This window comes from Frankia canadensis (genome assembly GCF_900197875.1).
Lineage (GTDB): Bacteria > Actinomycetota > Actinomycetes > Frankiales > Frankiaceae > Frankia > Frankia canadensis.
In genome coordinates this window covers 38,723-51,904 of record NZ_FZMO01000157.1, presented here as the reverse complement: position 1 = coordinate 51,904, position 13,182 = coordinate 38,723, and the positions used below count along the sequence as shown (strand labels likewise).

The following is a 13,182-nucleotide window of genomic DNA, read 5'->3' as shown; positions in this document are numbered from 1 at the left end:
GCCCACCACCTCCACCACCTCACCCGCCACCACCCCCTCGACGGCTTCGTCCTGTTCTCCTCGCTCGCCGGTGTCCTCGGCAACGCCGGGCAGGCGGCCTACGCCGCCGCGAACGCCGCGCTGGATGCCCTCGCCCAGGCACGGCGGCGGCTGGGGTTGCCCGCGGTCTCCATCGCCTGGGGTCAGTGGGCCGCCGGCGGGATGGCCGGGCGCCTGTCCGCCGCCGACGCGTCCCGCCTCGCCCAGGCCGGCCTCGCTCCGCTCGCGGACGAGGAGGCCACGGCGCTGTTCGACGCGGCCGTGCTCGCCGCCTCGCCACCGGCCCGGACGGACGCACCGCCCGCGGCAGTGGACGCCGCCCTCGTCGCCGCTCGCTTCGACGCCACCACGCTGCATCGGCTGGCGGAACAGGGGACGCTGCCCGCCGCGCTGCGCACCCTGGCACCGGCCCCCCGCCGCCCCGCGGGCCGCGCCGCGAAGGCCGAACCCACCCCGTCATCCTGGGCGCGGCGGCTCGCCCGTCTCGACCCGCAACGGCGGCTGGCGACCCTGGTGACCCTGGTGCGCGAGCAGGCCGCGGACGCTCTCGGCCACGGCGACCCACACCGGATCGACCCGGACACCGCCTTCCGGGACCACGGCCTGGACTCGCTGGGCGCGATCATGTTCCGCAACGCCCTGAGCGCGCGGACCGGCCTCACCCTGCCCGCGACGCTGGCGTTCGACCAGCCGACGCCGACGGCGGTCGCCGGCCTGCTGCTGGAACGCCTCGCCGGCTCGCGGCGGTCCGCCGGGGCCGCCGCGCCCACGTCGGCCACGGCCGCCGACGAGCCGATCGCGATCGTGGCGATGGCCTGCCGGCTGCCCGGCGCGGCGCACTCGCCCGAGCTGCTGTGGCGGCTGGTCACCGACGGGCGGGACGCGATCTCCGCCTTCCCCACCGACCGCGGCTGGGACGTCGGCGCGCTGTGGGACCCCGACCCGGACCGGACCGGCTGCTCCTATGTCCGCCACGGCGGTTTCCTGCACGAGGCCGCGGACTTCGACGCCGGCCTGTTCGGCATCAGTCCGCGGGAGGCGCTGGCGATGGACCCGCAGCAGCGCCTGCTGCTGGAGGGCACCTGGGAGCTGTTCGAGCGGGCGGGCATCAGCGCGGACACGCTGCGCGGCTCCGCCACCGGGGTGTTCACCGGCGTCATGTACGACGACTACGGCACCCGGTTCCGCCGGGCGCCCGCTCAGGTCGAGGGTCATCTCGGGGCCGGCAGCGCGGGCAGTGTCGCCTCCGGGCGGATCGCCTACACCTTCGGGCTCGAAGGCCCCACCCTCACGATCGACACCGCCTGCTCGTCATCGCTCGTCGCCGTGCACCTCGCCGCCCGGGCCCTGCGCGACGGGGAGTGCGACCTCGCCATCGCCGGCGGTGTCACGGTCATGGCGACGCCGGCGACGTTCGTCGACTTCAGCCGGCAGCGGGGGTTGGCTCCGGACGGCCGGTGCAAGCCGTTCGCCGCCGCCGCCGACGGCACGTCCTGGGGCGAGGGACTCGGACTGCTCCTGCTGGAACCGCTCGCGGCGGCGCGCCGCCGCGGCCATCGGGTCCTCGCGCTGGTCCGCGGCTCGGCGGTGAACTCCGACGGGGCGAGCAACGGCCTGACCGCACCCAACGGGCCGGCCCAGGAGCGGGTGATCCGCCGAGCGCTCGCCGCCGCCCGGCTGCGCCCGGACGAGGTCGACGCGGTCGAGGCGCATGGCACCGGCACGACGCTCGGCGACCCGATCGAGGCCCAGGCACTCCTGGCCACCTACGGCCAGGACCGCCCCGCGGGCAGGCCGCTGTGGCTCGGCTCGGTCAAGTCCAACGTCGGTCACACCCAGGCCGCGGCCGGCGCCACCGGGATCATCAAGATGGTCATGGCGATGCGCCACGAGCAGCTGCCGCGCACCCTGCACGTGGACGCCCCCTCCCCGCACGTCGACTGGTCGACCGGCGCGGTGTCCCTGCTGACCGAGGCGGTGCCCTGGCCCGCCGGGGACCGGCCGCGGCGCGCGGCGGTGTCGTCGTTCGGCATCAGCGGCACCAACGCGCACGTCGTCCTGGAGGAACCTCCCGCCGTCCCCGGGCAGCCGTCCCGACCGTCGCCGGACGCGGTACCGGCGACGGCGCCAACACCCGAGACGCCGGAGATACCCGAGACGCCCGAGAGGGCCGAGATACCCGAGGCGGCAGAGACGGCCGCGACGGCCGCGACTTCCGGCACGCCCGTGGCTCCGGCGATTCCCACGGCATCCGGGACGCCGGTGGCTCCGCTGCCGTTCGTGGTGACGGCGGCGTCCGCCGCGGCACTGCCCGGCCAGGCCAACCGGCTGCTCGAACGGCTCGACGAGGCGCCGGCGCTGGATCTGGCCGACCTCGGCCTGACCCTGCTGCGCGGCCGCGTGCCGCTGCCTCACCGCGCGGCTGTCCTCGCGGGCAATCACGACGAGCTGCGCGCCGGGCTGGCGGCGCTCACCCGCGGCGACGCGGCGACGAACGTGGTCCGCGCCGGCGGCCAGCCCGGCGGCGTCGCGTTCCTCTTCGCCGGCCAGGGCAGCCAGCGTCCGGGCATGGGCCGCGATTTGTTCGAGCGGGATCCGGTCTTCGCCGGCGCGCTGCGGGAGGTGGCCGGTCGGCTGGACCTCGGGCTGGAGCAGCCGCTGCTGTCCGTGATGTTCGCCGCCGCGGACACCCCCACGGCGCCTCTGCTCGACCAGACCCTGTACACGCAGAGCGCGCTGTTCGCCCTCGAGGTCGCGCTCTTCCGCTACCTGGAGTCCTGGGACGTGCGTCCCGCGCTGCTCGCCGGACACTCCATCGGCGAGCTCGCCGCCGCGCACGTCGCTGGCGTGCTGACCCTGCCCGACGCGTGCACGCTGGTGCTCGCCCGCGGCCGACTCATGCAGGACCTGCCGGCCACCGGGGCGATGGTCGCGCTGGAGGGCACCCCCGAGCAGGTCGCGGCCGCGCTGGACGCGGCGGGTGTCGCGCGCGCCGTCGACATCGCCGCCGTCAACGGGCCCACCGCCACCGTCGTGTCCGGGGACCGCGACGCCGTCACCGCGCTTGCCGAGAGCTGGCGCGGCCAGGGCCGGCGCGCCAGGTCGCTGCGGGCCAGCCACGCCTTCCACTCCGCCCATATGGACGCCATGCTGGCCCCGTTCGGCGAGACGGCACGGGCCCTGACCTACCACGACCCGGCGATTGCGCTGGTCTCGACGCTCACCGGCACGGTCATCGCCGACGACGAGGTCCGCTCGGCCGACTACTGGGTGCGGCAGGTGCGTGAGACGGTCCGCTTCCACGACGCCGTGCGGACGCTGCGCGCGCAGGCGGCCATGACGTTCGTCGAACTCGGGCCCAGCAGGACGCTGTCGGCCCTGGCCCGTGCTGCCCTGGCCGAAGATCCGGAGACCGACCGGCTCACGTTCCTCCCCACCCTGCCCGACGGCGCGGTCGAGGCCCGTGACGCGCTCGGGGCCGCCCTCGGCGCCCAGCTGCGCGCCTCCCGGCCGCGGTGGCCGCGGGCCGAGGCCCGGTTCGTCGAGCGCGGCGCCCGCGTGGTCCCGCTGCCCACCTACGCGTTCACGCGGACGCGCTACTGGCTGGACGACGACGCCGCCGGCCCGGGCGATCTCGCCGGCGCCGGACTCGAGGCGACCGGCCACCCGTTGCTGCGCGCCGCGCTCACCCTCGCCGACGGCCAGGTCATCCTCAGCGGCCGGCTCGGCCCCTCCCAGGCGCCATGGCTGGCCGACCATGCCCTCGGCGGCACGATCCTGCTGTCCGCCACCACCTTCCTGGACCTGGTCGCCGCCGCGGCCGACCATGCCGGGCGCGGCGCGATCGAGGACCTCGCGCTCGCCGCGCCGCTGGGCCTGCGGGCGGACGGCGCGGTCCGCATCGGCGTGTCGGTCGATCCTCCCGACGCGGACGGCCGCAGCCGGGTCGAGGTGTGGTCACGGCCCGACGACGGGCTCACCGACAGCCCGTGGACCACGCACGCGACCGGAACGCTGCTGGCGGGCAGCGGCGCGCAGACGCGGCCTGTTCCGCCGGCGGGCACCTCGCCCACGGCGGGCACCGCGACCGACGGCTGGGCGCGGGGCCCCTGGCCACCCGCCGGCGCCACCCCGATCCCGGTGGACGGCCTCTACGACGAGGTCGCCGACCGTGGCTACCACTACGGACCAGCCTTCCGCGGCCTGCGGGCGGCCTGGCGGGCCGGCGACGTCCTGTACGCGCAGGTGCAGCTGCCGGAGGGAACCGGCGCCGACAGTCACGCCGTGCACCCGGCGCTGCTCGACGCGGCGTTGCACGCCCAGCTCACGCTGCCACCGCGCGACGACGACCCCCGCCCGCGGCTGCCGTTCTCGTTCGGCGGCGTCCGGCTGCGGGCCGGCGCGGCCACCGCGCTGCGGGTGCGGCTGGCGCCCACCGGGTCGGACACCGTGTCCGTCGACCTCGCCGATCCGGCCGGCACGCCGGTGGGATCGATCGACCGGCTCACGGTGCGGCCCGTGGACGTCGAGCGGTCGGCGGCCAGCCTCGCGCGCGAGGCGCTGTTCGAGCTCACCTGGTTGCCCGTCATCCCCGCCGCCGCATCCCCCGTGCCACGCGGCCCCGTCGAGACACATCTCTGCCTGGCCGTCGAGCGGCCCGGCAGCGGCGACCGGCCGGACGGCGGCCCTGACGGCGCGGACGACGGCGCCGCCCGGGTGCGCGACCACACGCACCGCGCGTGGGCACGGACCAGGGAGTGGCTCGCCCACGCCGACGGGACGTCCACCCTGGTGGTCGTCACCCGGGGCGCGGTCGGCGTCCAGGCCGACGAGGCGCCGGATCCAGCCGGCGCGGCCGTGTGGGGCCTGGTGCGCGCCGCCCAGCAGGAACATCCCGGTCGGCTGGTCCTGGTGGACCTCGATCCGGAGCCGTCGGAGCCGTCGGAGCCGTCGGAGCCGTCGGAGCTGACGGAGCTGACGGAGCTGACGGAGCTGACGGAGTCGGACGCGCGGGTCACCGCGGCCGTCCAGGCGGCGCTGGCCGTCGGCGAGCCCCAGGTCGCCCTGCGCGACGGGCGCTGGCATGTGCCACGCCTGACCCGCGTCCCCGGCCCGGACCGGCCATCCGCCGCGCCGCCGTGGCACCGGGACGGGACGGTGCTCGTCACCGGGGGCACGGGGGCGCTGGGCCGCCTCGTCGCCCGTCACCTGGTCGAGGCCCACGGCGTGCGCCATCTGCTGCTCCTGAGCCGGCGCGGGCCGGATGCTCCCGGGGCGGGCGACGTCACCCGTGCTCTGCGCGAGCTCGGCGCCGAGGTCACGGTGGCGGCCGCCGACGCGGCCGACGCCCCCGCGCTGGCCGCGGTGCTGGCCGCCGTCGACCCCCGCCATCCCCTGACCGGCGTGGTGCACGCCGCGGGCGTGCTCGACGACGCCCCCGTCGACGCCCTCACCCCGGCCCGCCTCGCCGCGGTGCTGCGCCCCAAGGTGGACGCCGCGTGGAACCTCAGCGCGCTGACCCGCACCGCCGACCTGGGAGCGTTCGTGTTGTTCAGCTCGCTGGCCGGCGTTCTCGGCAACGCCGGGCAGGCGAACTACGCGGCGGCCAACGCCGCCCTCGACGCGCTCGCCGCACAGCGTCGCTCCCGCGGCCTGCCGGCCGTCAGCCTGGCCTGGGGACAGTGGGACGGCGACGGCATGGCCGCGCGACTGAGCCCGGCCGACCGCGCCCGCCTCGCCCGCGCGGGCATCGCACCGCTGTCCACGTCCGACGGGTTGGCACTGTTCGACGCCGCGATCACGGCGGGTCCCGCGCTGGTCGTGCCCGTCCGGATCGACACGCCGGCGCTGCGGGCCAGGGCCGCCGCGGGGGCGGTACCGCCGGTGCTCGGCGGGCTCGTTCCCCGCCAGCGGCGTGCCCCCGCGGCGGCGGGCGACCTCGCCGATCGGCTGGCCACCCTGGCCGACGCCGAGCGGCGCGCCGAGCTGCTCGCCCTGGTCCGGCGCCGTGCCGCCGAAGTGCTCGGTCACACCGACGCCGCCGCCATCGAGGCAGACCGGCCCTTTCGCGATCTCGGCTTCGACTCCCTGAGCGTCCTCGAACTGCGCGACGCGCTGTCCGCCGCGACCGGCCTGCGGCTGGCCAGCACCGTCGTGTTCGACCGGCCCACCGCCGCGCAGCTCGCCGCCCACCTGGACGCCGAGCTGCGCGGCGGGCAGCGGACGGTGGCGGTCACGGCCGCCGCGGCGTCCGACGAACCGATCGCGATCGTGGCGATGGCCTGCCGGTTCCCCGGTGGGGTCCGCACCCCCGAGCAGCTGTGGACGCTGGTCGCGCAGGGCACCGACGCCATCAGCGCGTTCCCCGACGACCGCGGCTGGGACGTCGAGCGCCTGTACGACCCCGACCCGGAGCGGACCGGCACCTCCTACGTGCGCCACGGCGGGTTCCTGCACGACGCGGGCGAGTTCGACCCCGCGTTCTTCGCGATCTCCCCCCGCGAGGCGCTGGCGATCGATCCCCAGCAGCGCCTGCTGCTGGAGGTGGCCTGGGAGACGCTCGAACGCGCGCACATCCCACCGGGCGCCCTGCGCGGCTCGGACACCGGCGTGTTCACCGGCGTCATGTACGACGACTACGGCACCCGGCTGGCCGCCGCCCCACCGGACGGCTTCGAGGGGCTGCTCGCCAGCGGCAGCGCCGGCAGCGTCGCGTCCGGCCGGATCGCGTACTCGTTCGGGTTCGAGGGTCCCACCATGACCATCGACACGGCCTGCTCGTCGTCCCTGGTCGCCGTGCATCTCGCCAGTCAGGCGCTGCGCGGCGGCGAGTGCTCGCTGGCCCTCGCCGGCGGCGCGACCGTGATGGCGACGCCGACCACCTTCGTCGAGTTCAGCCGTCAGCGCGGCCTGGCACCGGACGGGCGCTGCAAGCCGTTCGCGGCGGCGGCGGACGGCACCGGCTGGGCCGAGGGCGTCGCGCTGCTGCTGCTCGAACGGCTCTCCGATGCCGAGCGCAACCGCCACCCGGTGCTCGCCGTCGTGCGCGGCAGCGCGGTCAACTCCGACGGCGGTGGCAACGGGCTGACCGCGCCGAGCGGGCCGGCGCAGGAACGCGTCATCCGCCAGGCCCTCGCGAACGCCCGGCTGAGCCCGCAGACAGTGGACATCGTCGAGGCGCACGGCACCGGCACCCGCCTCGGAGACCCCATCGAGGCGCACGCGCTGCTGGCCGCCTACGGCCAGGACCGCCCGGCCGGGCAGCCGCTGTGGCTCGGCTCGGTCAAGTCCAACATCGGCCACACCCAGGCCGCGGCCGGCGCCGCAGGCATCATCAAGATGGTCCAGGCGATGCGTCACGGCGTGCTTCCCCGCAGCCTGCACATCGACGAGCCGACCCCCCATGTCGACTGGTCGTCGGGGGCGATCGAGCTGCTGGCGGACCAGCGGCCCTGGCCCGCGACCGGCCGCCCGCGCCGCGCCGCGGTCTCCTCGTTCGGCATCAGCGGCACGAACGCCCACCTCATCCTCGAGCAGCCTCCCGCCGCGGCGGACGCCCCGCACACCCCCGTCCCGGCCACCCCGGACGGCCCGCCGGCCTCGGCGGCGCATGACGGCCAGCCGGCTTCCGCGCCGGGCCTGCCCGTCGCCTGGTTGCTGTCCACCCGGGACGAGCGGGCGCTGCGCGAGCAGGCCGCCGGACTGCGCGCGTTCGCCGCCGCGCACCCCGACCTTCCCGCCCGCGCCGTGGGCCGCGCCCTGGCGCTGACCCGCACGGCGTTCCCGCACCGCGCGGTCGCCCTCGCCCGGCCCGACGCGACGGCGGGCGAGCTGGTGACCACGCTGGACGCGCTGCGCCGGGGGGAGCCGGCCGCGGGTCTCGTCGCCGCCCTGCCCACGACCGGCGGTGCCGAGCCCGGGCGGACGGTGTTCGTCTTCCCCGGCCAGGGCGCCCAGTGGGCGGGGATGGCCACCGAGCTGCTCGCGACGTCCCCGGTGTTCCGCGCGGCGATGTCCGCCTGCGCCGACGCCCTCGCCCCGCACGTCGACTGGTCCCTGTTCGACGTGCTCGCCGTCCCGTCCGACGCGGCCGAGTCCGCCCAGGCGGACTCCGCCGAGGCACAGTCCGCCGAGGCACAGTCCGCCGCGGGGCGGTCCGCGCCGCCCGGGGCCGCCCACCTGGGGTCCGGCCCGGCCGGACTGCACCGCGTCGACGTGGTGCAGCCGGCGCTGTTCGCCATGATGGTGTCGCTGGCCGAGGTCTGGCGGTCCCACGGCATCCGCCCGGACGCGGTCGTCGGCCACTCCCAGGGGGAGATCGCCGCCGCCTGCGTCGCCGGGGCGCTGTCCCTGTCGGACGCGGCCCGCGTGGTCGCGCTGCGCAGCAGGGCTCTGACCACCCTGTCCGGGCGGGGCGCGATGGCGTCCGTGGCGCTGTCCGCGCGGCACACCGCCGACCTGCTGCGGCGCTGGCCCGGGCACCTCGACGTGGCGGCCGCCAACGGGCCGGCGACCACCGTCATCTCCGGCGCCGCCGAGGCGGTGGCCGAACTGCTGGCCGCATGCGAGGCGGACGGGATCCGGGCCCGGCGCATCCCCGTCGACTACGCCTCGCACTCCCCGCACGTGGCCGAGATCCGCGCACGGCTGCTCGACGAGCTGCGTGACGTGCGGCCGACGCGGGCGCGCGTCGCGTTCTGGTCCACCGTGACCGCGGGCCCCCTCGACGGCACCGAGCTCGACGCCGAGTACTGGTACCGCAACCTGCGCGAGCCGGTCCGCCTGGCACCGACCATCGGTCAGCTCGCCGCCGCCGGTCGCACCGCGTTCCTCGAGGTGAGTCCGCATCCGGTCCTGACCGTGGGCATCGGTGACAGTCTCGCCGACGCGGACGTCGCCGGATCCGTGGTGCTCTCGACACTGCGCCGCGACGACGGCGGCCCCGACCGGTTGCTGACCTCGCTCGCCGAGGCCCATCTGCACGGCCTGCCGGTCGACTGGACCACGGTCCTCGGCGAGGCGCACCTCCCCCACGTCGACCTGCCGACCTACCCCTTCGCCCGGGAGCGGTACTGGCTCGAGCCGCGCGAGCACGCCGGCGGCGGCCTGCGGGCGGCCGGACTGGCCGGCACCACACATCCGTTCCTGGCCGCGGCGGTGCCGCTGGCGGACGGGGGGGTGCTGCACACCGGCCGGATCTCGCTGCGCCAGCAGCCGTGGCTCACGGATCACGCCGTGCTCGGCACCACGCTGCTGCCTGGCGCCGCGTTCGTGGACCTCGTCCTGCACGGCGCGGCGGCGGTGAGGGACGGCGCCGTCGCCGGTACCGGCCCGGACCTCGACGGGCCGGCCAACCTCCTCCTCGAGGAGCTCACCCTGCGGGCCCCGCTCCCGCTGCCCGCCGAGGGCGCGGTCGACCTGCAGGTCACCGTCCGGGCCGCGGCCGAGGACGGGTCTCGCGCCGCCGAGGTGCACTCCCGGCCGGCGGACCTCCCGGACGCCGGGTGGACGTGCCACGCGCGCGCCACCCTGCGGCCCGCCGGGCCCCCGGCCACGGACCCGGCGGCCACGGACGCGCCGGCGCCCGGGTTCGGCTGGCCGCCCGCCGGCGAGCCCGTCGACGTCGCCGAGCTGTACCGGCAGCTCGCCGAGCGGGGGTACGACTACGGCCCCGCCTTCCAGGGGCTGCGCGCCGCCTGGCGGCACACCGACGGGGTGGCCGCCGACGTCGAGCTCGCCGAGGACCAGCGCGGCGACACGGCGGCGTGCGTGCTGCACCCGGCGTTGCTCGACGCGGCCCTGCACGCCTGCGCGCTGGCTGCCAGCACCCCGGACGCCGGCACCCCGGACGCCGGGACCGGGGCAGGCATCGGGCGGATCCTGGTGCCGTTCACCTGGGGCGGCGTGCGGACGGGTGTGGTCGGAGCGGCGGCCGCCAGGGTTCTGGCCAGGGCGACGAGCCCGGACACGGTGGCACTGCGGCTTGAGGACGCCTCGGGACGCATGATCCTCACGGTCGAAGCGCTCACCCTGCGTCCTCTTGATCCTTCCCGGCTGCCCACGACGACGCCCGCCCTGTACGGACTGGACTGGACGCCCGAGCCCGCGGCGGCGTCGCCCGAGCCCGCCATTGCCGCCGCCGGCCCCGTCCTGGTGCTGGGCACCGGCCCCTCGACGACCACCGGATTCGATCTGCTGCCCACGGTGCCCGGCACGGACCTGGCGACCGCGGCCGCCTCGGCCCGGCCGGGCGAGCCGTTCACCGTGCTGGTGCCCTGCGTCGGCCTGGACGCGGCCGCCACACCGGCCCTCCCCGCGGCCACACCGGCCCTCCCCGCCGCTGGGCCGGCCGCCGCGACCCACGACGAACCCGATGCCACGGGCGACGTCGCGTGGCACCGCCCGACGGACCCGGCGCTGGCCGCCCGCGCCCGAGACGGCGCCGAGCGGGCCCGCCAGCTGGTCGCCGCCTGGCTGCACGACCCACGCCTGGCCGCGGGACGGCTGGTGTTCGTCACCCGCGGGGCGGTCGCGGTCCGCGCCGGCGAGCCGGTGACCAGCCTCGCCGACGCCGCGGTGTGGGGCCTGGTCCGCACGGCGACGGCGGAGAACCCCGGCCGCTTCGGCCTCGTCGATCTCGACCCCCGGGGCTCGGCACCGTCCCTGGAGCTGCTCCTGCCCACCGCGGACGAGCCGCAGCTCGCCGTGCGCGGGGACAGCCGCCTGATCCCGCGGCTCGCCCGGATTCCCGACACCGACTCGTTGCGCCCGCCGGCCGGCGCGGCGGGCTGGCGGCTGGAGCTCACCGGCGACGGGCAGGTCGACGGGTTCGTCCTGGCGGCCTACGGCGGCGCCGAGGAGCCACTGCCACCGGGCCACGTGCGCATCGCCCTGCGGGCCGCCGGGCTGAACTTCCGCGATGTGATCCTCGCGCTCGGCATGGTGACCGGCGATGCGAGGCCGCCCGTCGGTGAGGGCGCCGGGCTGGTCGTGGAGGTCGGCCCGGACGTCACCGCGCTGCGCCCGGGCGACCGGGTGGCGGGCCTGGTCACCGGCGCCGGTCCGCTGGTGACCACCGACCAGCGCCTGGTGGCCCGGATCCCGGACGCGATGACCTATGCCGAGGCCGCCACCATCCCCGTCGCCTTCCTCACCGCCTACTACGGACTCGCCGAGATCGCCGAGGTACGCGCGGGCGAGTCGCTGCTGCTGCATGCGGCCACCGGCGGCGTCGGGCAGGCCGCGCTGCAGCTCGCCCGGCTGTGGGGACTGGAGGTGTACGGCACGGCGAGCCCCGGCAAGTGGGACGTGCTGCGCGCGTGGGGCCTCGACGGGCGGCACATCGCGTCCTCGCGCGACCTCGGCTTCGAGGAGGCGTTCCGCGCGGCGAGCGCTGGGCGCGGCGTGGACGTCGTGCTGAACTCCCTCGCCGGGCCGTTCGTCGACGCGTCCCTGCGCCTGCTGGCGCCACGCGGCCGGTTCCTGGAGATGGGCAAGACCGACATCCGCGACCCCGCACGGGTCGCCCAGGTGCGCCCGGACGTGCGCTACCGCGCCTACGACCTCACCGAACAGGGGCCGGACCACGTCAGCGGCATGCTCGGATGGCTGCGCCCGAGGTTCGAGCGCGGCGAGCTCCACCCGCTGCCGGCGGCCGCCTGGGACCTGCGGCGTGCGCCGGAGGCCATCCGCTTCCTCAGCCAGGCCCGCCACGTCGGAAAGCTGATCCTCACGGTGCCGCGGGCGCCGTCGCCGGACGGCACCGTCCTGATCACCGGCGGGACCGGTGTGCTGGGCGCGCACCTCGCCCGACACCTGGTGGCCCGGCACGGGCTGCGCCATCTGCTGCTGACCAGCCGCCGGGGCGTCGCCGCCGACGGGGCCGGCGCGCTCGTCGCCGAGCTCACCGCCGCCGGAGCGTCGGTGCGGGTGGTGGCGTGCGACGCGGCGGACCGCACGGCGCTGTCGGCGGCCCTGGCGGGCATCGCGCCGGAGCATCCGCTGACCATGGTGGTGCACGCGGCCGGTGTCATCGACGACGTGCCCGTCCACGTCCTGGACGCCGACCAGCTCGACCGGGTGCTACGCCCGAAGATCGACGCGGCGTGGAACCTGCACGAGCTGACCAGGGACGCCGACCTGGCGGCGTTCGTCCTGTTCTCCTCGCTCGCCGGCACGCTGGGCACCCCGGGGCAGGCCAACTACGCGGCCGCCAACGCCTTCCTGGACGCCCTCGCCCAGCACCGGCGCGCCGTCGGCCTGCCCGCGGTGTCGATGGCGTGGAGCCTGTGGTCGCACGCCAGCGAGATGACCCGCCACCTCGGCGCCGCCGACCGGGAGCGGATGACCCGCACCGGCGTGCCACCGCTGTCCACGGCCGAGGGGCTGGCGCTGTTCGACGCCGCGATCGACACGTCGCGGGCCGCGGTGGTCACCGCCCGCCTCGACCCCCGGCGACTGCGCGACGCGCCCGCCCATCCGATGCTGCGCGGCCTCGTGACCCCGGGCCGCGCGCAGGACTCCGGCGCCGCGGATCGCGCGGACTGGCCGCGGCGGCTGGCCGAGGCCGCAAGCGAGAACCGCCCGGAGCTGGTGATGAGCCTGGTCCGCGCCCAGGCCGCCGCCGTCCTCGGTCATGCGTCGAGCGACACGCTGCGTCCCGATCAGGCCTTCCGAGAACTCGGGTTCGACTCGCTGACCGCCGTGGAGCTGCGCAACCGGCTTGCCGCGGCCACGGGCCTGCGACTGGCGAGCACCCTGGTCTTCGACCATCCCACTGCCGGCCACCTGGCCGAACACCTGCACGGCGAGCTGTTCGGCACCGACGGCGCGGGCTCCCCCGCCGGCACGGCGGCGGCGCGGGCCGCGGCGGTGCGGGCCGAACTGGACCGGCTGGCGGCCGCCGTCGAAGCGCTGGTCACCGGTCCGGACGACGACCCGGCCGACCCGGGCGCGCGGGAGAACCTCGCCGCCCGGCTGGCGGACCTGCAGGACCGGCTGCGCCAGGCACGAGCGGGCGACCGGGAACAGTCCGTCGCGGGCACGCTCGCCGCCGCGTCGGACGACGAGATCTTCGCCTTCATCGACAACGAGCTCTGAGTCCGGCCGGCTCCGTCGGCTCTCTCGGTGTCTCCAAGCCCCATT

General features: G+C 77.1%; 1 protein-coding gene. It reads left to right on the top strand.

Features of this window, described 5'->3' with window-relative positions; translation table 11 throughout:
• Positions 1-13,137 (top strand): type I polyketide synthase (locus C1A33_RS34930; RefSeq protein ID WP_165818388.1); only part of this gene is annotated, 13,137 nt, incomplete at its 5' end.
• Between the last annotated feature and the right edge of the window lie 45 nt (positions 13,138-13,182).